The sequence below is a fragment of the Alteromonas sp. CyTr2 genome, from assembly GCF_947311905.1.
Taxonomy (GTDB): domain Bacteria; phylum Pseudomonadota; class Gammaproteobacteria; order Enterobacterales; family Alteromonadaceae; genus Alteromonas; species Alteromonas macleodii.
Map to the genome: position 1 here is coordinate 1 of NZ_CAMZMZ010000051.1, position 23,758 is coordinate 23,758.

Here is a 23,758-nt window from a genome sequence, read left to right on the forward strand (position 1 = left end):
GATATAGAACGCATCTCCTTAAACGAAGATAGCCTCAAACACTAAACGAATCACAACGGTCTATATTGATCGCTTACGTTTTAAAATCGCCTTTTTGCAGGCTACCTACTGAAAACTTGAACGTTACTTTACCTCTCACTTCGTGATGCTGTATGTCTGTTAAGTTTGAAGAGTGTAGTAGCCAATTCTTTGATGATGGGCTATTAGAGCTCTTGGGAACAAGAACAACCTTTGGCTTGAAGTACTCTATTATCTGATTGTTCAGCTCGTAAGAAAACTGAATAGCTCTCTCTAAAAGCGCTTTATCGTATTTAGCCAACTGAGAAGTGAAGCTTTTAAAATCCTTACTTCCCCACAGCACTATGTTAGCCATGAGCGTTTTGTGTTCGCCAAACCGCTTATTGAATATTTCTGACAAGATTTAGCAACTTAATTGAAATACATGGCTTTTTAATACAGAGTTCCTCTTGTGAATCAGAAAGCTGACCATTTAGGCATTGACTACAATCATATTTTAAGAGAACATAGATTGCCAATAGAGGAATCTTGTGTTGAAAACGAATTACCGCATTAGCAAAAATCTAAAAGTGGTCTTAGCCGCTTTTTTGTTGTGCGCACAATTTTTGTTGATTGTGACTGACGCGTTTTCTATTGAACAAGACCACTTGTTTAGCAATGAATTATGTACTGAAAATACATTAATCGAACTGTCCGATGCTTACGATTTAGATGCGGGAAGTGATTGTGACCATTGTTGTTCTTGTCATGGTCATTTTACACACATAGCTTTTTACTCTGATATTGAAAGCTCGTTTCTAAAAAAGTCTCCCAATTTAGTCTCAGTTTATAGTGAAGCTACACCTAATCGTTTCATTAACCAGATAGAGCGTCCTCCAAGAATTTAATCCCTGTCGTTTTTCGTTTTTTCAACTGACTAGGATTATATATCATGAAAATTTCACAGTTTCCTGTGCGCAAACTTACGCGCGCCGGAATATTGACTAGTGCATTGATGCTATCTCAAGCCAATGCATTGGCAGAACAAGTAACTTTAGATGATGCAGTTCAACTTACTCTCAACCGTCATCCAAGCTTGTTGAAATTCAGACCTCTTACTAGAGCTCTTGAGGGAGATCGCCAACAAGCTTTGCTTTCTCCAGCTTACACCGTAGGTGCTAATCTAGAAAATGTGATGGGCACAAGTTCTACTTCGGGAGTTCAAGCAGCAGAAGCAACCATCTCTCTATCTTCAGTGTATGAACTTGGTGGAAAGAAGAGTGCAAGAACACTGGTTGTGGATGCCAGAGCTGCCCTTTTAGATTCAGAGCAGTATTCAATGTCTCTCTCACTACTTGGTGGGCTCACTCAGCAGTATATTCGCGTTCTGGCACAACAGGAGCGTCTGCAAATAGCTGAGCGAAGTGTGAGCTTAGCTGAAGATGCTCTTACTGTGATCACTAATAGAATAAAAAGTGGTGCAACGAATGATGCTGAATTGTTCAGAGCTAAATCGGCTTTAAATCAAGCGAAATTAGAACTTGCGACAGCAAAGGTGAATAAAGAGATAGCCCTGCAATCTCTCACACTATTCTGGCAGGGCAATTATGAAGATATCACGCTTACTGGTTCTTTAAATTCACCCGCTAAAAATTATTCCTACGAAACACTTTTTAACCAATTCTTATCATCATCGAATGCGGATTTACTAATTAAGTCACTTGACCTGAAGGACGCTGAAATTCAGTTGGCTAAGTCTGATAATACCGCAGACCTATCTTGGTCTGTTGGTGTTAGAAGGAATCAGGGAGCTCAAGATACATCGTTAGTTTTTGGTGCCTCAATTCCACTATTTGCTGAGAAGAGGAATTCGGGTGCAGTCAAATCTGCAATTGCTAGTAAGGAGGCGGAGTTATTAGAGCGAGACACCAAGTATCTCGATGTAAAAGCGATTCTATTTAAAGCAACGAAAAGCATAAATTTTAGTTCACAGGCAGCATTGCACCTGGAAAAAGAAGTAATGCCAGATTTGAAAAGAGCATTGGAGCTGACCAAGGAGGGCTATCAAAAGGGAATTTACACTTATCAAGAATGGTTTGCTTCACGTGATGCACTTCTCCAATCTCAACGGAGTCTCATCAACTATCGCGAAGCCACCCTGCTCAATGAAGCACTTATCGAACAATGGACAGGGCAATCTCTGAAATCATTCACTTTCAATCTCCAGGATTAATTATGCTAAAGCAAATTTTATTTTTATTTCTTATCGGCACTGTGACATCTATCGCGACCGCAAGTGAAGATGCCACCAATTCAAATGACAACCAAAATATATTCCAGAAAGGTAACATCAAAATAGAAGTAAGTATCGATGAAAGCCCCGAGGGCTCTGTAATTATTGCCTCGACTTTTGAAGATGGGAAGCCATTTATCCCTGATTCCTTTTCTATAGAGCTACAGAAGTTAGGTTCAAGCTCAGAAAAATTTGAGTTTCAAACTTCAGAGGGGGTTTTGCGGTCAATAAAAGCTCTGTCTGAACCTCATTCTTTTAGGGCTACTATTTATCTGACTGACAAAAGACGAAAGTATTCCTGGGAGTGGGAAAACTTCGAGGGAAGAACACAGATCTCAAGAGCATTAACTGAAAAGTTTCAATTAGCAACCTCCGAAGTTCAGAGTGGGACCATTGAAAGACATATCGAATTGTTGGGTACTCTTGTAATTCCACCCAAGAACAAGGCTGAAGTTAATGCGCGGTTCTCGGGAGTTGTAGAAACTCTCGCTTCGGATGTTGGTGACAGCGTGAAGGCTGGCGATGTAATTGCAAAAATTCAATCAAATGACAGCTTACAAACCTACATCGTGAAAGCGCCAATTTCGGGTACGGTAGTAAGTCGAAATGTTAATGTTGGGCAGTTGGTTACCAGTGAAACGCTTTATAAAATAGTCGACGCTGAAACGCTTTGGGCAGAATTGAAAGTATTTCCATCCAAGCGGGATACAATAAAGCAGGGCTCTTATATCCACATAAAAAAAGGTTCCCGACAGCAAGATGCAAAGGTCAAATTTCTCATTCCGTCAGGTTCACTTGAACCTTATCAGATCGCAATTGTTGAAATCACTAATACCGAAGGAGAATTCTCCCCCGGCGATATGGTTACAGGTGTAGTTGATGCTCAGAAAGTCGATGTTTCGCTTCGCGTTGAGAATGAAGCTATCCAATCAATGGATGGTAACTCAGTTGTATTTTTAAACGATGGTAACACGTTTCAAGCTGTCCCTGTCGAGCTGGGTATAAAAGATGACAACTTCACTGAAGTAAAGCGTGGCTTAATCGCTGGTCAAATTTACGTATCAAAAAATAGCTTTCTGATAAAAGCGGATCTTGAAAAATCCGGTGCCTCTCACGCTCACTAATCCTGGAGACGATAAATGATTGATAATATTATTCGTCTTTCAGTAGAAAGACGCTTTTTGTTTCTTGTTCTTGCACTAATCTTAATTGGGATCGGCGTTTGGAGCTACCAGCGATTACCTATTGATGCTGTACCAGATATTACAAATGTACAGGTTCAGATTAACACCAAAGCTCCGGGGTACTCACCATTAGAAGCTGAACAACGAATAACATTTCCTGTCGAAACAGCACTATATGGCTTGCCTAACTTATCCTATACACGTTCTATATCGAGGTATGGTCTTTCACAGATTACAGTTATTTTCGAAGAAGGAACGGATATCTTTTTTGCCCGAAATTTAATCGACGAAAGACTTGCTAACCTTAAAAGTGTTTTACCTGATGGCCTTGAGCCAGAAATGGGGCCAATCGCAACAGGGCTTGGCGAAATTTTCGTATATACACTGGAAGGGAAAGATGGAGCAACGTTACCCGATGGCTCGCCGGTCACACCTATGGCTTTAAGAGAGGTACAAGATTGGATCATTCGACCACAGTTAGCCCAGGTTCCGGGAGTAGTAGAAGTAAACACTATTGGAGGTTATGACAAGCAATATCACGTCAATCCCGACCCTGTAAAAATGCTGGAGATGGGAGTCTCGCTTAAAGACATTTCTGAAGCACTATATTTAAACAATGATAATGCTGGAGCAGGCTATATTGAGAAAAATGGCGAGCAACTTCTTGTTCGCTCTCCAGGTCAATTGACAGGGATAAAGGATATCGAAAATGTCGTAGTAGGAAAAAAAGGATCTGTTCCTGTTCTAATAAAAGATATTGGAACTGTAGGCTTGGGTAAGCAGCTGAGGACCGGTGCCGCTACAAGAAATGGTAAAGAGACAGTGATGGGAACGGTCATGATGTTGCTGGGAGAAAACTCAAGGGAAGTTGCAGCTTTAACTGCCAGTAAATTAACTGAAATTCAAAGATCGTTACCAAGCTGGGTAGTTACTGAACCCGCCTATGATCGAACTACACTGGTCGACAAAGCGATAAACACTGTGCAGAAGAACCTGCTGGAAGGAGCATTACTCGTAATTGTCATATTATTTTTACTACTAGGCAATATTCGAGCGGCTCTTATTACGGCTGCGATCATACCTATTGCTATGATGATGACAATCACTGGAATGGTCCAGAGAGGTGTTTCGGCAAATCTGATGAGTTTGGGGGCTTTAGATTTTGGTCTGATTGTCGATGGCGCTGTCATCATTGTTGAAAACTGTATTAGGCGCTTATCTGAAGCGCAACAGCATCACGGCAGACTTCTTCAACTCAAGGAACGTCTAGAAGAAGTGAAAATAGCAACGATTGAAGTAATCAGGCCCAGCTTATTTGGAGTCGGGATCATAACCGCTGTTTATCTGCCTATTTTTACTTTAACAGGCGTAGAGGGAAAGATGTTTCATCCCATGGCAATAACTGTTGTTATCGCTCTTATTGCGGCAATGATTTTGTCACTGACGGTAGTGCCTGCAGCGATCGCAATTTTCATGGGGGGAAAAATCAGTGAAAAGGAGAGTTTTTTAATACGTTGGGTGAAACTGGCTTACGAACCAGCACTTAGGGCTATTCTTAAATTTAAAGCTGCTGCTCTTGGGGCTGCACTAGCGTTTGTTGTCTTCTGCGGATGGTTGGCAACAACACTTGGGTCTGAATTTATTCCTCAACTGGATGAAGGTGATGTCGCTTTACAGGCTTTACGCATAACGGGTACCGGTCTAAACCAATCAATTCAAATGCAAGAATTACTTGAAGGTGCGCTGTTAGAAATTCCAGAGGTAGCGGTAGTCTTTGCGAAAATAGGTACACCAGAAGTCGCTACAGACCCAATGCCTCCTAATGTAGCCGATAGTTTTGTAATACTTAAACCTCGCTCAGAATGGCCTGATCCAGCTAAATCTAAATCGGATCTAGTGGCTGAAATTGAATCAGTCGCCTCAAAGCTTCCCGGTAATAACTATGAATTTACCCAACCAATTCAAATGAGATTTAATGAATTGATTTCCGGCGTAAGGGCTGATGTTGCAGTCAAGGTTTTCGGTGATGACTTAGAGCAATTGTTGGATTCTGCAAATAAGGTTGCTGAGATCGCTGAGTCGATACAAGGTGCCTCAGACACCCGAGTTGAGCAAGTTGCCGGCCTTCCTATGTTGTCCATATTACCAAAACGAGATGCTCTCGCAAGGTACGGTCTTAACGTAGCAGACATTCAAGCACTCGTTTCAACCAGCATAGGGGGTAAGGAATCAGGCATAATCTATGAAGGCGATCGTCGGTTTAAAATTGTAATCAGATTATCTGAAGAGTTGCGTACAAATATTGACAAATTAGAGAGCTTACCTGTTCGTGTCGGCAATAGTTTTGTACCGCTTGAAGAGGTAGCCACTCTCGAGTTAAAGCCGGCGCCTGCACAGATCAGCCGAGAGAATGGAAAGCGCAGAGTTGTCGTAACGACTAACGTACGAGGAACCGACCTAGGAGGATTTGTCGTTGATTTACAAAAAAGACTTAAATCCGATTTAAAAATGAAGGAAGGATATTGGTTAGAGTTTGGTGGTACCTTTGAACAACTGGAATCCGCCAGCAAACGGCTGACTTTAGTCGTTCCGGTTACGCTTGCGTTGATAGTTGGCATACTCATTATGGCGTTTGGGTCTGTTAAAGACGCATTGATAATTTTCACTGGTGTACCACTAGCCTTGACTGGAGGAGTACTGGCACTCTGGATTAGAGATATGCCTCTTTCAATTTCTGCGGGAGTAGGCTTTATCGCTTTGTCCGGGGTCGCGGTTTTGAATGGACTAGTGATGGTCGCATTCATCAGACAACTCTGGCAGGAAAATGGTGATATTTATACTTCAGTAATTCGAGGGGCCATAATCCGGCTTCGACCTGTTTTGATGACTGCGTTAGTGGCCAGCTTAGGCTTTGTTCCCATGGCACTTAATACAGGAACAGGTGCTGAAGTACAAAGACCGCTCGCCACTGTAGTCATTGGGGGAATTATATCGTCAACTTTACTGACACTGTTTATATTACCTGCGCTTTATCAGCTCGCACATAACAAACGCAACTCTTAATCAAATTTTACGCCCGGTATGTTCCGGGCGCACCGGAGCCTCTATGACTCATAATCATTCAAATAGCTCAAACAAAATTGGGTGGGCTTTTCTATTAAATTTCAGCTTCACAATTATTGAATTTATTGGCGGCTGGCTAACGAACAGCACTGCTATAATGGCAGATGCTGTTCATGATCTCGGCGATTCAGTTTCTATTGGAAGCGCCTGGTGTCTCAATAGGTTAGGAGAGAGAGAGGCCGATGAAAATTTCACATATGGGTACAAGCGACTCAGCCTGTTAGGGGCATTTATTAACGGAGCCGTACTTATCCTTGGCTCAATCTGGGTATTATCAGAAGCCATTCCTCGAGTATTAGACCCGGTCGTTCCAAATACAGAAGGCATGATATTACTTGCGATTCTAGGTGTCGCTGTAAACGGCTTTGCTGTGTATAAACTCCAGGGAGGAAATACCCTAAACGAGAGAGTGTTGAACTGGCATTTATTGGAGGACGTTTTAGGCTGGGTTGCTGTATTAATTATTGCCATAGTAATGCAATTTGTCGACTGGCCAATTTTAGACCCCCTACTTTCGATTGGCTTTACGCTTTTTATATTGTTTAATGTAATTCGAAACTTATTAGCAACCTTAAAATTATTTTTGCAAGGTGTTCCAGAGAAAAACTTATACAAACAAGTGTTAGATGAACTCCGGAGTGTTGATAGAGTTGAATATATCCATGACTTAAAAATTTGGTCACTTGACGGAGAACACAATGTTATTACTATACGCGTTGGCAGTGCCTTAAAGACAGTTGAAGAATACAAGTTATTGAAGCTTGATATTTATGATAGCTTGGCCATGTTTGACTTCAGTTACAGCACAGTTGAAATAGAGTTTACTGACGAGCATTCTGCAGTTAATGAGGAGGTGAGATGAAATTCCATTACTCATTAACAATGATAGTCGACAGTAATTCAAGTTTTAATACTAAGCTAAAATTTTATTTGTGACACATTGTCTACAATCATGACTATAGATTTTCATGGAACTTTTTAGTTTGTTCCCCTCATGATTAAATTTTTTGTTAAACTGTAAGGAGAGTGTGATAGATAATAATGCGTAACTAAAGTGGTAAGAGGCAAGATTGAACACGTACCTTCGACATCAACGTTTCTTTCGTGCTCTTACGAGATGTTGAAAATAAAATATAGAGACATTAATGAAATTTATAAGTAACTATAAGATGAGCTTCTTATTTTTTATTAGTGGTATTTTGTGTTTAATCGCTTATAACATAAAAGGCTCGAGTATAGATGAAAATGGTTTTTTGGTTGAATCGTTTGGCTTCATTCCTATATTTTGGCTGTTTGAGCTGATGGCATCGCTGACTTTTGCTTTCACTTTCATTAAACTTAAAAAAATCAGCGAAAGTAAAAGCACGCGAAGAACTTTTTCTAACTGACAATTTTGCTTTGCGATTTGCTATGCAACTCCTGGCTAGTAATTGAAAACTGAACCTAAAGGTTGTTGGGTATTGCCTTTTAGTTATATCAGACTTTAACTTCTTATATTAAAGCTCGCTAATTATTGGCTTTCTATTCTTTTATACACATTGATGAATTTGCATAGTTGGACCCATGTCAGTGCGGTACCTCATCGGTGAGTCAACAGTCTCAAATCAAAAATATCTACACAATGTAGCTAACCACAACAGTGATGAAATTGCGATCGTCACTAAAACAGCCGCTGAGCCTAAATCTTTAGCTAAGCCTGACAGTGGGTGAATCTCTTTTCCAATACGGTCAATAGTTACTTCAATTGCAGTATTTATAATTTCAGCGAACAAAACGAAGAGTATGGAGGAAAGTAAAATCGCCTTTTCCATATAAGGAATTGACCAAAATGCAAGCACTCCCGCCGCTAAGATAAGTAAGATAAGTTCTTGCCGGAACGCTGACTCGTTTTTAACAAGCCATGATATAGCTCGAACTGAGTTTTTCATTGCTAATACAATACGCAACATGCCCTTTGGTTTGGCTTTAGGGTCGAAATGCATTTTTGATGTGGTTTCGTCTATGACTCGCATTTTCGTAAAATATCCTGAGTGGGTTGGTAGGTGCTGCTTTGCACATTAGTAAGACCAAGTAATGTGTCAAAAAGGTTGTCATGCGAATAAGGATGACTGGACAACGACCTTACGCAATCACTGTATTCAGGTTGGCTAAACTTGGAGGCCCAATAAACCATTGGTACATGAGTTTGCTCAACAGGCGCTAAATTATAAGGGAAACCGTGTAAATAAAGCCCTTTTTCTCCCAATGACTCACCATGATCCGATAGATAAAGCATCGACGAATTAGGAATAGTGGAAAGCTGTTCAATAATCTGGCCTAGCACGTAGTCTGTGTATGCAATAGTATTATCGTACGTATTTGTCAGCTCTGCCTCTTCACAATTTTGAATATCACTTCTGGGACAGTCAGGCACGAACTTAGCAAATTTCTCTGGGTATCTCCGGTAATAGGTAGGCCCGTGTGAGCCAATCATATGTAAGACTATAACTCTATGTTCTTTAGATGGTCTTGAAAGAGTTTCTCTTAAAAGGTCAATAAGTACCTCATCATAACAATAATCTCCATCGCACAACTTGGGAACTCTTGACGGGTTGAAGTCTATAGTCTCTACCCTCTTGCATACTCCTTTACAGCTACTGTTATTGTCAATCCATGTGACGTCAACACCTGCACGATGAATGATGTCTAAAACATTGTCCTGACTGTCTGCGATACGCGAATCATAATTTTCTCGTGAAAGTCTTGAGAACATACATGGCACAGAGACTGCGGTAGCAGTGCCGCAAGATGTCACCTTGCTAAAACTGATTGCACCTGCGTTCTGGATATTAGGCGTAGTACGCCTCGAATAGCTGTTGCTTGAAAACTTGTCCGCTCTGGCTGTTTCGCCAACCACTAACACTGTAATAGATGGGTGTATATTAGCGTTACCTTTTAAGTAGGGACGCTTGTCTAATACTTTGTAGGGTAAAGGCGGATAGAAGTAAGTGTCCCGAAGGTACTTGTACCCTGAATCATAAAAGGCGTAGGGAATAATATACTTCGTTAGATCTTTGTTATTTCTGCCGACAGCTGCATAGCTCTTAAAAAGGAACGTGGCTATAATTGCAATACCCAATAAAGCTAATAAGTTCAGCACTAGAAGGTGCTTGATTCGAGCCTTGAGCTTTCCACTTATTTCCAGATTAAAAATCGCAAATACAGGGATTAATCCCAGTATAGAGAAGAATAAAAAAAGTGTTGAATTTAGATAAGAAAAGGCTTCACCAGAATTTGTTTCCATTACATTCTGTATCATGCTCTTATCGAAAATGACACCATAGGCCAAGGTGCCGTAAAGTAGAATAGAACTTACAACGAAAGTAATTGCAACTGTGGTGCGCGGCAAAAATAGGGCACCAAAAAGACTTAGAAAAATAATATTAAAAAAGGTTAGCAAGAGCGGTACAGAGAGAAAAAACACCCACTCATTCAATGTTACAGGGGCTACAACTTCATAAACAGCGGACAAAAATGGTATGTTAAATATTGCTGCGATAAGCAATGAAGAAAGTAAAATGAACTGAGCTGATGTAGGATTGAAATTTAGTGTTCTTGGAAATTTCACAATAAGGTTCTCGTGTACTTCTTAGCACATAAGTTACCTGTCTAAACTTAAATAACGCTTAAGAAAAACTGTAGGATGAAAATTCTCGCATTATTTTTTAATTGTATGAAAACATGTACCTCACGTAACGGGCCTATCTGGGATATAACTAAAGATCTCAGTCGCAGTTTTCGTAAGCGGACACTTTTCGGTTAATGCCTCGTGCGATAATAGTACCCAGTGGACGCGATGTGCATACCCTACAGACGTTGCCATTTCTTTTTTAAAACAACCATTGCGTACGTGTTTTTCATCTACGAGGATATATCTTCCCTTGTCAGTCTTCTCCATCCACTGGTAGGCGGCAGATAATTGCTCATCAGTAGGGGTATGATAGCCAAAGTGGACGATGGGATAAGGCGAGAAGAGAATAAACTGTTCAGAAAAATCAACAAGTGCAATAGTTGCATCATGTTTGCCAATTTCTTTTTCAATATTTCCAAATACGCTTTTAGGGGTTTTTACATCTTCAAGTAAAGTGTAACCCCATGTAGCGTACATGCCCCAAAGAGTACACAAGAAATAAGGCCAGGCTTTCCAGTGCTTCCCTCTAGAAGTAATCACCGTAACCAGACACGTCAGTCCCCCCGTTACTAAAAAAAACATCCACGGAGAAAGCCCGAACTTTTCTTCTAATTTTAGGGCGAATGATGCTTCTACTATGCCGGAAAAACCAAACCCCAATAAGCCTACTGATAGTAAAAATACAACACCCCACAAAAGCCAGGAGAATACTTTTTTATTAACAACTGAATCAAAGTAAGGCGCAGAGATCAGTGCCAGCATCGGCAATGCGGGTAAGATGTACACCCCCCGTTTGCCAGGACTTACGCTGAAGAAAAGCAGGACAAGTACAATCCAACCCAACGGTAAGAGTATGCGGGCATCACCTTTTTTAATTGCGCTATACCAAAATGGGATGAGCCATGGAAGAGCGATGCTAATTGGCAGCCAAAATAATGGAATAACCTCAACGAGGTAATACCAGAATGGCTTTATGTGATGCCAGGAATCAGCATATCGAGTGACCGTTTGCCTAAAAAGAATGTTATCTCTATATAGAGCAAGTGATGGATCGTGGCTATTTTCGACTAATATCAACATAGGTATAAACCATAGTGATATAGCCAGTAACATCACCACTGCACCCATTATCCACGGTAATACGGAGTTTTTAGTTTGCTTCTTAGCTATGTCCCGCTGAGGCCAAACGCGTCGATGTATCAAGTATGGTATCAGCATTAAGACTGGTAAAAATCCGACCCCTTTTGTGATGACGCCAATTCCCATGAAGAAAAAGGCGAGGTAATACCAACGCCATCGCCTTTCAACTAAGAAAAAGCGCAGAAGACCATAGCATCCTATTGTTATCCAGCAGCAGACCATTGCGTCTATTTGTGCAGACTTGGCCTGAAGCAAAAATTGAAAACTCAATAAAAGAAGTGACGTTGCGATCAGCGCTTCTTTTGTGCTCCACAGTCGTTTTGAGATGTCATACACCAAAAAAAGTGTGAGTAGGCTGCATAAAGCAGATGGGAGCAGAAAGGCAATCTTAATTGACCCGAATAGCGCAAAGAAAAAAGCGATAGACCACATAAACACAGGTGGTTTATCAGGATAAAACTCTTCCGCTCTGGCTGGAAAGAACCACTGACCTGTTTCAACCATTTCTTTTGCAACTTGTGCAAAACGAGGTTCGTCAGCAGGCCAGGGATCTCTTAACCCAATCCCGATAAATATCAACACGCTAGCCAGTACAAAAAGCCAGAAAGTATAATTTGGGTGCTTGTTCTTATGTTTAATGGCTAAGCTCGTCTGATTCATTGCTACATTTGCTGCTTTTTGTGAGTGAACGAAGAGTTTTATCGTCATTATGTTGACGACGATAAACCTTAAAAAGATATGCGCTTAGCAAGCTGGAAATCCCAAATAATAGGGCGCTTATGATTATTTTAAGTTCAGAGTTGACTAATACACCCTTACCCATTAATGCAAAAACCGCCATTTGAGGGATGTAGCCAATAGTAGACCCAAAAATAAAAGAGCGTCGTGGAATCTTTGAAACGCCAGCAAAAATGTTTGTGAGTAGATTATTCCCTACTGGCAACAGTCTAATGATAACGGACTTGAGAAAGGGAGAGCGAAGTAGAAAGTGGTCTAACTTGCGCACTCGCATTTCAAAGTGTTGAATAATAATCGGTCTAGCGAAATACCGGGACACTGCCATAACTGTTGCACAGCTGAGCGTAGTTGCTAATGTTGAATAGATGACACCTTCAGCAAATCCAAAGGCGTACCCCCCCATAAATGCGACTAACTGGCGTGGAAGTCCGATAGTAAGTAAAAATACTGAGACGGCTAAAAATTTGGCTATCCCTGTCACTCCATTATCACGGGTATGATTGTCTATCCACTCCTGATTAAATGCGTCAAATGAGGGGGAGAGCGAAATCAAATGACTAAAAAACAGAATGGTAAGTACCAGAATGAAGAAACGAAGGAGACTGGAATTCAATTAGATACTCTCTTCATTTTCTAAGATGACATCATTAAGTTTATTACGTTTCTGAAGCCAATAAACTCCTGCCATATCAATTAGTCCGACCCCAAGCCGCCCTAACATATTATATTTTGATTTTCCGAATTGCCTGTCTCTGTGATTCACTTCAACAACTTTAATGATCCCACCTTGTCGCCGGATCAGTGCTGGCAGAAAACGATGCATATGATCAAAATAGGGTAAATCGAGGAATGTTTGTTTTGGAAAGACCTTTAACCCACATCCGGTGTCAGGTGTATCATCATTAAGAAGTTTACTTCTTACAGAATTTGCTAGTTTTGACTGAAATCTTTTCCAAGCTGTATCCTTTCTGTTTTTACGGTGACCAGCAATGCAAAAGTGACTCCCTAACGGAAATTGAGAGGCCATAGTCAGGAGGTTTGGTATATCAGAGGGATCATTCTGCCCATCCGCATCAAGTGTTACTACAAGTTCTCCATCAGCATGGCTCACCCCTGTCCAAATAGCTGTACTTTGTCCCACCGAGTGCTTGTGCCGTAGTACGTTAACTCTTTCAAAGCCACTCGCTTTCAGATAAAGCAGATTCTCAAATGTATTATCCGTACTTCCATCATCAACATAGATGACTTCGAAGTTGGCTACACCTGTTAACGCTCTATAAATTTCCTCAATTAAGGGTTTTAAATTTTTTTCTTCGTTTTTCGCTGGTATTACAACTGAAATTCGCACGTAGCCCTCTGTCAAAGCCTCAAGATCAAGCAAATTCTATTTTCGACAGGAAAACGTTAACAAACAAAACTTAAGATACGCTTATGAAGAGTCATTTAATTGAAGTAATAATGTTTTAATCGCTCAGGAAGGAAGAAAGAGGTGGGTTAAGGAAAACACGCTATAGGAATGTGTTTCGACCAGTTATCGTAGCACTTTTGCCACGGCCCTGGTTTGCACTTACGATCACCTTGTCTTGTTATTGCAAATATTTTGTCCTGAGTAACGCCTGCGGCCAAATAAGCAGCAAAGTCAGTGCTTGAATCGCCAAATGCAGCAAAAAGTGTCCAGCCAGACTCCGTGTAACGCTTTAGAATATTTAGTTTAATGTTTTAAAGTTTTTTCGCTCAGCCGTAGCATTCGCTACCTGAATATTTCCGTCTGGGAAATGGTAACGGGATAAAAAAATGAAATGTTGCACTGGAAGTATATACTTCGCGCAGTCAGATAGATAACTCTGGAGCCGTTATCAGTGTATGCTTGAACAAGTTCAGACGCACTTTCTCTTTCAGAAAAAATGCAGGTGTTACTGAGCATCAGTGTTTCATCGGTGTCAAAAATAACAGCTTTGTCACTCTTACAATTTGGGGGCAGAAATTTCTGTAGAGGTTATTGAGCACTCGCTAAGTAGCAGGGCTGATAAGAATCGGTCTTCATCGTCAGTCACAAAACTGTTATTAATATGAACATAATAACGAGATAAATTAAGAGCTACTGAAGGAAATCAATCAGTTTATGCTAAAAGAACCACTTTTGCGTAGGTTAACTATAAGCACCAGTTCAATAGCTTCTTCAGTAAATCCTAAGGATGAGAAGGTATACTGAAATAACTTTAAAATTGACGTTCAAATTATGAGAATACTTCTGATAGAAGACTCCTTATCATTAAGGAACAGTTTGAGCTTAGGCTTAGAAAAGTTGGGGTACTCAGTCGATACTGCTGGCACTGGCTCTGAGGGATTGAGTATGGCGTTGCTTGGTAGCTACGAAATAATCATCCTTGATATGATGCTACCTGAGTTGGACGGTATGACTATTCTTAAAACGTTACGAAAAAGACATTTAGAAACAAAGGTTATCATCTTATCTGCGCGATCTGAGTCTGAAGACAAGGTAGCGGGGCTATTGGCAGGTGCTGACGACTACCTTTCTAAGCCGTTCTCGTTTGACGAATTGACTGCTAGACTACTTAGCTTGATGAGGAGAGGTGCGGCAAATTGTCTCAATGACCAGGTTACTATCAACAGTTTGACACTCAATATCCAGTTTAAAACGCTTTCATACAATAATGGCATTATCAACCTGACCCCGAATGAGTACAAAATTGTTGAATGTATTTTCCTCAATAGACACAAGATAGTTACCTCAGAAATGCTGAGTGAATTTATTTCTGGAAGCTATGACCATATCTCAAAAAATGCTATTGAAGCTCACCTTTCCTCAGCAAGGAAAAAAGTAAGAGAAAGCGGCGCGTCTCTACCCATTAAAAGTAAACGTGGTTTTGGTTACAGAGTTGTAGAAGCTAATGAAATCAATACGTAAAACATTAACACGAAGACTTTCTATTATTATTTCACTGTTAGTCATTGCCGTTTTACTTGCAGCAGATATTGGCGTCGATTCCTGGATCGAACAAGAATTCAACCAGGCTATGAAGGCAAAAGTAGGTATGCTTCAGAGCTTGGTAAATGAAGATGTCGAGGGTGTGGAGTTCGAATTTGCAGGTGAGTATTTGCCTGAGTTTGAAGGGACATCTTCCCCCGAGTATTTTCAACTTTGGTACAAAGACTCAACGTTTGAAAAATCAGATACTCTGGCGCTTTATACCATCAATGAATTGCCTTACAGCAGCATTGGCCTGGATGAATATTCTTTCCAGGATATTACTCTGCCCGATGGCCGTACGGGTCGGGTAATTTACACTCGATATATACCTCAGATTGATTCTGAAGACAGAGCTGGATTTTATCGCGTCATGGATAAGGGTAACGATACTCGCCCGTCAATGGTTATCGCGTACGCAACATCTACAGAATTGTTAAATTTCACGTTGTGGTTTATCGATGGTGCTTTTCTATTTGCATTAATTATCGTGCCGCTAGTTGTTCGATTTACAGTGCGTAACACTGTGGCTTATGCTCTGGCACCCTTGGATGCCTTAAATGCCAAGATAAAAGGACTACGATTTACCACTAGGCAAAAACACGAAGCTTTTCAAAATAATGTCGAGGAATTGGAACCCATTACCCAAAGTTTGAATCACTTTATTGAAGATAATTATTCGCTTTACCTGCGTGAGAAGAGGTTGACTTCGGATATCGCACACGAGCTAAAAACACCAGTCTCTGAATTAATAAATATGACTGAAGTAGCAATTAAGTTTCCAGGAGAAATAAGATTAGAAAAAGATTTTAAGCCACGTGTTTTGCAAATAGGCACAAGAATGAAAAATATTATTTCTGGCCTTATGTTAATCCAAAAATATAGTTTTAAGACCCTAGAGCTAACTGATGAGATAGATATCCACAAATTAGTAACTCAACTTATTCAGATAAAAGAAGCAAGAAATGTTAAGGTAGAGATTAGCTCCAATTTTCAGTTAAGCGTCAAGAGCAATCGCGTTGCAGTAGAATCGATAATAAGTAATCTGATAGATAACGCTATAGAACACGGAAAAACTGATACAGAAATACTTGTGAACTTAGGTGTAAATAGTTCTAGTAATGTTTACCTCAGAGTGACAAATAAGGTGGGGACAGAGGTTAATGAGGATGATCTAAAGCATATGTTTGAACCGCTTTGGCAAAAAGATGCTTCTAGAACATCTGAAGATAACTTTGGGCTAGGTCTTTCTATAGTAGATGCATTGTGCGACGCTGTATGTGCAGAAGTTTCTGTAACCAAAACTGCCGAAGAAGACATATCGTTTTTGTTGACTTTTAAAAATGAAACTATTGGTCCGTAATCTTTGGCAGGCTTAAGTTACTGTAACCTTAGCCTTAATATCACTCCTGAAAAGAGAGACTGCGACTTAGCAAGAGAATAAAAATAGGGTAATGAAACGTAACCTAGCTTTCGAATTTGGTATGTAGTAGAGATCAAAAAAGTTTTCGGCCACCTGTTCCTTGTCACGGATAATTGCTGCTGGAACAAGTCAATGCTTCCATTCAACTCATTGGGCGTACAACGATAAAATGACTTTACGATTTTTTTGCAGAGTTCTATCAAGAAACTGTTGAAAAACACTTGCTGACAATAGGTTATCCTAATATAGATTAACGTTACCTGTCTCAATGAATGTCCCGAGATCGATGAAATAATTAGAAACAGCATAAAAATGTTATTCAATTGATACTAGGGAAGATCCGAATAAGTTCCTAACGTGAGATCATGACTGCATGTTAAGTTACATTTTCTACTGCTCGTGAGCCAACAGTTAATTATTGCCAGTAGTCAGCTAAAGCAAGCGCTGATAGCCCTATAAAGAGGTTTTCCTATCACGGATAGACAACTTATTACCGTGCTCACAATTGATAGAAGTGATTGAACTTTTTTATCCTAAAGCTGATATTAATCGCCTTATTCATATGCAGAAAAATAAGTGAAACAGAGAGTATCTATAACCGCGGGGCGAAAGTCACTTATCGACCAGCGCTTGAGTGGCGCTTGAGTGGCGCTTAAGTTGAAATCGCTGAAGTGAGTTTGTGCCTCAACGATTTAAACAGAATATCTGATTTCTCTTTCAAGTTACCGGTGAATTTATATTTATCGGGTGTGTTTATTTATATAGCTCCTCAAGCCTCCTCAATTTTCTAGTATTTCTGGTTAGCCCCCGTTATAACGTTAATGGAACTGGACAAAAGGAAAGTATTGTGGCGGCTACTTAAAGCGTTCAAGTTCTACCGCAGTATCTGAATTATAGAGTTAGAGACGCGCCCAAAAATTTGCATGGTTGTAGGCAATCTCCCTCATCATGACTATTTCCTAAATTCTGCCGATGAACGGGCTATTCTAATTACAAATCAGCCTCAACTGTTTACCAATTCGCGAAAATCCATTATTCTCCATATTGGTTATGTTTAATGCTTAAGAAATGTTTAAATTCATATCAAAACTAATATTAGTGTTTACAGTGCTATCTGCCCTCGTCGGGCAAGCGATGGCTGTAGATACTATGAGTTTTGAAATGGATATTGATAACAAACATTACAATAGTAATTCTGAATCGAATTGCTCTACGAACATGAGCCATGGTATGAGAGTAGATTCTATAAGTTCCGAAAACGCTAGTATTAAAGATTGTTGCAACACTTCGGAATGCACATGCCCACCAGGTGGTTGTACTCATGCTCCCGTCCTTATAGCTTCCATGATGATTGTTCAACACCCAGTGGTGCCGGACGCTTCATTTGGCTTGTTCTTCCAACAGCCAGTTTCAGTAACTTCCTCACTTTTTCGCCCACCGATATTTGCCTAACACAGGGTCAGTGCGTCCAAATTTCACGCACAATTTGTTTTAGTTCCTGTTTATTATCTAGGTGCTAGCGTACCTATATGTGCCAGCTTTGTCTGGAGGCAAAAATGTTAAAAAAAATCACCTATCAAGCTGCGGTATTACTGCTAATTCTACCTAGCGTTGCCATGGCAAATATCCACCATGGCGCAAACGACGCCTTTGAATTATTGGTCTATAAATCACCATCGTGTGGATGCTGTAAAAAGTGGATAACTCATCTAGAAAGCCAAGGGTTTCAACTACGTACAAAGGACTTTCATAACTTGAGCGACATCAAGAACGAATACGGAATTTCGCCAAATCTTCGCTCTTGCCATACCGCTGTTACAGAAAGTGGCTTTGTATTTGAAGGCCATGTCCCTTCTAAGTTTATAAAACGATTCTTGTTAGAAGAACATCCAAAGGCTATCGGGTTATCTGTTCCAGCTATGCCAGTAGGTTCACCCGGAATGGAAGTAGCAGAGCAGTTTATGCCTTATACCGTTTTCATTATATATCAAGATGGGAGCTACGAACCTTACGCGAAAGTAGAAAGCTACGAAAGTCAATTCGATTGAAGTCAAAGTTAAACAAATAAATGCGCACTTTTGACAATCAAAGCAATTTTAATTTTTAAAAACCAAAGATAGAGGTAATCATGAAAGCACTTGTTAAATCATTTGCAATATTTAGTGTACTGCTAAGCAGCGTGGCATTAGCACATGAGGCTATAGAAATTAAATCTAGCACACCAAGCAAAAATGCAATGCTGATGGAGGCCCCAATGGAACTATCAGTCAGCTTTACCAAGGGAGTTAGATTAATAAAAGTAGTTTTAAAAGATAGTGAAGGTGCAAAAGTTGATTTTGGCTTTGAACCTCCGAAAGAGGTTGCAACGGATTATTCTTGGACCTTACCTAAATTACGTCCAGGTTCATACAATGTTGAGTTCATCATGCTTGGCTCCGATGGGCACAAGATGAAAGATAGTTTTGGATTTATGGTGCACTAAAAAGGGGATTCAGCTGTGGAAATGTATATCTGGAACACTGTAATTGTAGTGACAAAGCTAATGTTTTATTTAGGTTTCGCGGCCACAGCTGGATATACATTTTTCTGGCGAGATATTAACGACAGTAGGACAAGTTATACAACGCCATCTTATAGCGCTGTATGGGTAAAGGTTTGTGTCTTTGTTGCGTTTATTTCTAATGCAGTGTGGTTTATCGCGAACACTGGAGCGATGGTAGAAGAGGGAATTCAAGGCGCACTTGACCCCTTTATGCTTAAGATAATGTTGAGTTCTCCTATCGGTGAAGTCACCTTGTATCGTGCGGGGGGGTTAGCCGTAGCTTTAATAACTATCTACTTATTGAAATTTAAACCTCTTAAACCTTTCCTAAGGTTAAAGTCTTGCTTACTTGTGCTGTGTCTATTCACTCTCTCGTACACATTTACTTTAACTGGCCACGTTTCTGAATTAGGAAGTATTGCTCGAATACTACTTATGGTTCACGTATTTGTTATGGCTTGGTGGTTTGGTGCATTGATTCCGTTAAAGCTCTCCTGCCATTACCAGAGCTACGAAAAGCTTTATAAATTAATGGATAGGTTTGGTACGCAGGCGGCCGTATTGGTTACCTTATTATTATCTGCAGGCATTTGGCTAGCTATTCAATTGGTAGGTAGTTTTGAAGGGTTATTTAGCTCCATATATGGGCAAACTCTTCTTGTTAAAATGTTCCTTGTAACTAGCATTCTAGCTATTGCTATACGGCACAAACTGAAATTAGTCCCAAAACTTAAAAGTGGCTCGGGAAGCGAAGCACTCTCAAAATCCATTTCATTAGAGTTAACAATAGCAGTTGCTATTTTAATCATTACTTCTGGGCTTACGAGTATTGTAGGTCCCGAAAGATAAAACTTAGAAGAGAAATTCAAATGAAAATTAAATTATTAGTCTTACTATTTATCATGCCCGTAATCATGAGTTTTGCTGCTAGTGCCCATGAAAAAGAACATCATGAGAAAGGTATGTTTAGTGGGTTAGATACGCCTGCAGCTAAAATAGTTATTGCATTCCATCACGCGCTTAATACGGGAGACAAAATCACTGCGAAGAGCCTACTGGCGGATGATGTGACTATTTATGAAGGAGGCGGAGTTGAGAGGAGCGCAGATGAATATGCTCAACATCATATGAATTCAGATATGGAATATCTATCGTCAGTGACAAATAAAGCGTTGGAGCATCAAGTCAAAGTTCTGGGCAACACAGCAATCTCCGCATCGCGGTTTCTGGTCAATGGGATGTTTAAGGGGGAAGAGAGAGACTACCAAAGTATGGAAACAATTGTCTTAATCAACACCGAAGGAGAGTGGAAAATCAAACATATTCATTGGTCAAATTGATTCGATTAACTACCCGAGAGAGCTCGTATGAAAAAATTTTTAATCATAATCATTTCGTCTTTGTTATCTTTTTTCACTTTCGCTCATGATAACAATGCAACTGATAAAGATCAGATAAAAGACATTATAAAGCAAATTGAATATGGCTGGGAGAATGGAGACGGTGCCCCCTTTAAAAAGCACTTTTTCGACTTTAAAGGCGCAAGATACTTTGAATCTGGCGGACAGAATGTAGGGTTAAGTGACTTGATAGAGCATCATGTTGAACCAGAAAAGGATGCCTTAGTTTTCTTAAGTTTAGATTTTTCTAACATTCAAACTCATGTAGAAGATGATTTTGCTTGGACACTCGTTGATACAACCGTTCAAGGAAAGGTTAGGAAGTCTGGAGAAACTTTCAACAAAACGGGGTTTCAAACCTTTCTTTTTAAAAAAGTTAACGGTGAGTGGCTGATAGTTCACACGCATTCCTCTAGTAGAAATCGTGCAAAAGACTAGCGAAATAAATGTATTGAAAGCTACTTTGGTAATATCAACGGTAGCTTTCCAGTTTGCTCAATATCAGAACCATCTCGGCTATCCTATTGTCAAAATGCCTTACACTTCATATTGGCACGAACTAAGCTTCCCGCCAGCCAATGAACCCTTATTATTCGTTTTTGCACAGATTTTTAATCAACATCGAATCCTTAAACACTTGTCCTCCCAACCTACATTTTGTTCCACATACGCTATTCTCAAAAGGTGCAGAGAAATATGAAAATCGTTTATTTTGGAAACGACTTATTCTCGAATTGTTTGTTACTTCTAATTAAAAATAGATTGAACATTGAACGCGTTTTTATAAACGATGTTCAGGAAAATGCGAGCTTCATCAAACGAATTTGTCGTAAATACAATATTGTTTATTCCACTGAAAAACCAAGTATCGTGACTCTTAAAGGATATTTAAATGACGAACAGACAGTCTTTGTTGTAGCCGATTACGGATACAAAGTACCCACAAACGAAATAAAATATGCGATTAATATCCACCCATCTTTACTACCCAAAAGTAGAGGCCCAACCCCACTCACCTACATTATCGACAACCCTGAGAACGCGGGTGTTAGCATTCATAAACTCACTGAGAAACTTGATGCAGGTAGCATCCTAATCCAAGAGAAATTTGAGGTCGAAAACAATGAAACGATTTCATCATTGATGGTCAAGTCTCAGTTACTCGCAGAAACTCTGTTAGAAGAATTACTTAATAACTTTAATGAGCTTTATAATAACGCCACACCTCAATTGGAAAAGCTAGCGTCATTCCAAAGTCTACCTCCAGTAAAAAGAAGGTTTGTAAATTGGGATCAAAACACCGCTCAATTTAGTCATGCCCTTCGACAGTATGGGCACTTTGGGATTCTTATTTCGTTAGATAACGCGTTATATATCGCAAATGATGTCGAAGTCACAACTTTCAGTCACGATTTCACGTGCGGTAGCATAATCTTTGAGGATGCACTGATTAAAAGCATTGCTATAAATGATGGCTATGTTGTACTTTCTAAGCGTAGTTTAAGGCTATATGAATCAAGAGTACTAAACTAGTTGATTACGGCTTTAATGTTTAAAGGTGCTAAGCACTTTTTTGTGTTGTGTTGATCTACGTCAAAGTAAGAATAACGGAATACCGCTACTATTCCCTTACTCACTGATGGAGTTTATTGTGTCAGGCATTTATAAGTGGTTTAAATTAGTACTAATAGCTGCGCTGCTTTCACAGCACGGCTTTGCTATGACGAACCCAATTAAATGTGATGGTCACGACACATCAGAATCTCATATGTCCTCAAATGATTCCTTATCAAGCGTAGAACATACTACTTTAAATAATCACACACTTCATTCAGAAAAGAACCAGGATGTACAGCACTGCGAAGGAAATGATCAATCGATATGCGCGTGCTGTATAGGTGCTTACTGTGCAACTTCTTTAACCCAATTTTGTATACTTTCAAATATTGAAATTCTGATAAGTGAAAACATTAAGCAAAGCTCATTTTCAGATATAAATATTACCCCTTTAATTGGTATACACTCTCCTCCCTTCCACCCTCCGATTAAGAGCTACACATAAACTCAGTGAGGCTTTTCTCTAAGTTTTCTTTACTAATCAATTGCAATCAAAGAATGTCTTAGACGATCAACTGCTTAATTAATATACATTAAGACACTGTTTGCTATCAGTAAACGAACAGCAAGTATTATCCGCCTCACTTACAAACGCATTACATCTTAGAACCGAAAGTTTCACGAGTTACATGCCTATTGACTCGCGTCCCACAAACAGGTTTAGCCTTTAGGTATAAGTAAAATTTTAGGTTAAAGACATCGGAACAACTATGAAAGTAAGAGAGATCGCAAGCGCCTTGGCTACAACGCCAGATACTGTTCGCTATTACACGCGCTTGCAGTTAATAACGCCGGCAAAATCTGACAATGGTTATAAATTCTATTCAACGAAAGATGCTTCCAGGTTGCGGTTTATATTAAGTGCAAGGCATTTAGGTTTTTCAGTTGAAGATATCAAGCAAATTCTCAGAGAAGCAGATAATGGAAAGACCGCTTGTCCCCTAGTTAGAACCTTAATTGCAAGAAGGCTAGCAGAAACAGAAAGACAATTTAAGGCAATGTTGTTACTCAGGCAAAATATGATGCTGGCAGTAAGGAAATGGGGAGCAATGGGTGACAAAGCCCCATCCTCACACGTGGTCTGTCATTTAATAGAAGAGTTTGAACACACCGTCCTGGAGGAAAACATAAATGACAGAACTTAATGCAGGTGTTTCTTCAGAAAAATTGTTGTCCGTCAAAAAACAAGTCTTCTAAAAATAGGAAAAAAGGAGAGTACTATGAGTGCAGAAGTAACACAGCGACAATTAGTGATAGAAGGCGCCGGATGTGCCAGTTGCGTTGGAAAAATAGAAGCTGCCTTGAAGCAGACGCCGGGAGTGCAGAATGCCGAAATGAACTTTGCCGACAGAACAGTACTTGTATCGGGTACAGCGGATTCTCAATTATTGGTTCAAGCAGTAGAGTCCGTTGGTTACAACGCAAAGCCTTTCGAAGATAAGCCTGACACTGATGTAGTCGATGAAAAAGAAGCAGCGGATAGGACCTATTACAAAAAGCTGATGCGAGATACTTTCATTGCGCTTTCGCTAGGTATCCCTCTAATGACTTATAGCATTGTTGTCGTAAGCGATCAATATAGACCGTTGTGATTCGTTTAGTGTTTGAGGCTATCTTCGTTTAAGGAGATGCGTTCTATATC

At 39.9% G+C, this 23,758-nt stretch carries 20 protein-coding genes and 2 pseudogenes; 16 read left to right on the plus strand and 6 right to left on the minus strand.

What is annotated here, in order from left to right; genetic code table 11:
- Window positions 1-73 precede the first annotated feature (73 nt).
- Window positions 74-418, minus strand: coding sequence for a hypothetical protein (locus QME20_RS18310; RefSeq protein WP_281716391.1), 345 nt, complete (start codon window positions 416-418; stop codon window positions 74-76).
- Between the two features lie 531 nt (window positions 419-949).
- On the opposite strand from QME20_RS18310, the gene QME20_RS18315 reads away from it, so the two are divergent.
- The 5 genes from QME20_RS18315 (at window position 950) to QME20_RS18335 (ending at window position 7,985) form a co-directional block, all read left to right on the plus strand.
- Entirely contained in the window at window positions 950-2,230 is a 1,281-nt protein-coding gene (locus QME20_RS18315; RefSeq protein ID WP_015066027.1) for a TolC family protein, read from the plus strand.
- 2 nt (window positions 2,231-2,232) lie between these two features.
- Window positions 2,233-3,414, plus strand: coding sequence for an efflux RND transporter periplasmic adaptor subunit (locus QME20_RS18320; protein ID WP_281716392.1), 1,182 nt, complete (start codon window positions 2,233-2,235; stop codon window positions 3,412-3,414).
- A gap of 15 nt (window positions 3,415-3,429) precedes the next feature.
- Window positions 3,430-6,537, plus strand: a complete 3,108-nt coding sequence (locus QME20_RS18325) for a CusA/CzcA family heavy metal efflux RND transporter (protein ID WP_012516886.1) — start codon at window positions 3,430-3,432, stop codon at window positions 6,535-6,537.
- Window positions 6,538-6,580: 43 nt separating this feature from the next.
- Window positions 6,581-7,459, plus strand: a complete 879-nt coding sequence (locus QME20_RS18330; RefSeq protein ID WP_012516887.1) for a cation diffusion facilitator family transporter — start codon at window positions 6,581-6,583, stop codon at window positions 7,457-7,459.
- A 307-nt stretch (window positions 7,460-7,766) separates the two neighbouring features.
- Entirely contained in the window at window positions 7,767-7,985 is a 219-nt protein-coding gene (locus tag QME20_RS18335) for a DUF3955 domain-containing protein (protein ID WP_226434510.1), read from the plus strand.
- A 216-nt stretch (window positions 7,986-8,201) separates the two neighbouring features.
- Here the strand turns inward: QME20_RS18335 and QME20_RS18340 are convergent, their stop codons facing one another.
- The 5 genes from QME20_RS18340 to QME20_RS18360 all read right to left on the minus strand — a co-directional run bounded on the left by QME20_RS18340 (window position 8,202) and on the right by QME20_RS18360 (window position 13,493).
- Entirely contained in the window at window positions 8,202-8,609 is a 408-nt protein-coding gene (locus QME20_RS18340) for a diacylglycerol kinase (RefSeq protein WP_015066029.1), read from the minus strand.
- Window positions 8,597-10,204 (minus strand): phosphoethanolamine--lipid A transferase, encoded by a 1,608-nt coding sequence (locus QME20_RS18345; protein ID WP_239220295.1) that lies wholly within the window; start codon window positions 10,202-10,204, stop codon window positions 8,597-8,599. The genes QME20_RS18340 and QME20_RS18345 overlap by 13 nt, the downstream gene beginning before the upstream one ends.
- A gap of 120 nt (window positions 10,205-10,324) precedes the next feature.
- Window positions 10,325-12,067, minus strand: a complete 1,743-nt coding sequence (locus QME20_RS18350; RefSeq protein ID WP_015066031.1) for a glycosyltransferase family 39 protein — start codon at window positions 12,065-12,067, stop codon at window positions 10,325-10,327.
- Window positions 12,042-12,758: a VTT domain-containing protein gene (locus tag QME20_RS18355; protein WP_281716393.1), complete on the minus strand. Its 717-nt coding sequence runs from the start codon at window positions 12,756-12,758 to the stop codon at window positions 12,042-12,044. Before QME20_RS18355 ends, QME20_RS18350 begins: the two co-directional genes overlap by 26 nt.
- The gene (locus tag QME20_RS18360) at window positions 12,759-13,493 is read right to left on the minus strand and encodes a glycosyltransferase family 2 protein (protein WP_281716394.1); all 735 of its coding nucleotides are present in this window, start codon (window positions 13,491-13,493) and stop codon (window positions 12,759-12,761) included. It abuts the gene before it with no gap.
- Between the two features lie 891 nt (window positions 13,494-14,384).
- Here QME20_RS18360 and QME20_RS18365 point away from each other — a divergent pair.
- The 11 genes and pseudogenes from QME20_RS18365 to QME20_RS18415 form a co-directional block, all read left to right on the plus strand.
- Window positions 14,385-15,074 (plus strand): response regulator transcription factor, encoded by a 690-nt coding sequence (locus QME20_RS18365; protein WP_023559489.1) that lies wholly within the window; start codon window positions 14,385-14,387, stop codon window positions 15,072-15,074.
- The gene (locus tag QME20_RS18370; RefSeq protein WP_069945568.1) at window positions 15,058-16,497 is read left to right on the plus strand and encodes a HAMP domain-containing sensor histidine kinase; all 1,440 of its coding nucleotides are present in this window, start codon (window positions 15,058-15,060) and stop codon (window positions 16,495-16,497) included. Before QME20_RS18365 ends, QME20_RS18370 begins: the two co-directional genes overlap by 17 nt.
- A gap of 459 nt (window positions 16,498-16,956) precedes the next feature.
- A pseudogene (locus QME20_RS18375) lies at window positions 16,957-17,095 on the plus strand (IS5/IS1182 family transposase); the annotation flags it as partial.
- Window positions 17,096-18,113: 1,018 nt separating this feature from the next.
- Window positions 18,114-18,605, plus strand: coding sequence for a DUF411 domain-containing protein (locus QME20_RS18380; RefSeq protein WP_061487085.1), 492 nt, complete (start codon window positions 18,114-18,116; stop codon window positions 18,603-18,605).
- Between the two features lie 80 nt (window positions 18,606-18,685).
- A complete protein-coding gene (locus QME20_RS18385) occupies window positions 18,686-19,039 on the plus strand; it encodes a copper resistance CopC family protein (protein WP_012516900.1) in 354 nt (117 codons plus the stop codon).
- 21 nt (window positions 19,040-19,060) lie between these two features.
- A complete protein-coding gene (locus QME20_RS18390; RefSeq protein ID WP_203565510.1) occupies window positions 19,061-19,948 on the plus strand; it encodes a CopD family protein in 888 nt (295 codons plus the stop codon).
- A gap of 20 nt (window positions 19,949-19,968) precedes the next feature.
- Window positions 19,969-20,439, plus strand: coding sequence for a nuclear transport factor 2 family protein (locus tag QME20_RS18395; protein WP_012516902.1), 471 nt, complete (start codon window positions 19,969-19,971; stop codon window positions 20,437-20,439).
- A 27-nt stretch (window positions 20,440-20,466) separates the two neighbouring features.
- Window positions 20,467-20,937, plus strand: a complete 471-nt coding sequence (locus QME20_RS18400; RefSeq protein WP_015066037.1) for a nuclear transport factor 2 family protein — start codon at window positions 20,467-20,469, stop codon at window positions 20,935-20,937.
- Window positions 20,938-21,195: 258 nt separating this feature from the next.
- Window positions 21,196-22,032 carry a formyltransferase family protein gene (locus QME20_RS18405; RefSeq protein ID WP_015066038.1) on the plus strand — a complete coding sequence of 279 codons (837 nt, stop codon included), beginning with the start codon at window positions 21,196-21,198 and terminating at the stop codon, window positions 22,030-22,032.
- Window positions 22,033-22,826: 794 nt separating this feature from the next.
- Window positions 22,827-23,261 carry a MerR family DNA-binding protein gene (locus tag QME20_RS18410; protein ID WP_012516906.1) on the plus strand — a complete coding sequence of 145 codons (435 nt, stop codon included), beginning with the start codon at window positions 22,827-22,829 and terminating at the stop codon, window positions 23,259-23,261.
- Between the two features lie 75 nt (window positions 23,262-23,336).
- Window positions 23,337-23,681 (plus strand): annotated as a pseudogene (locus tag QME20_RS18415) (cation transporter); the annotation flags it as partial.
- Window positions 23,682-23,758 lie beyond the last annotated feature (77 nt).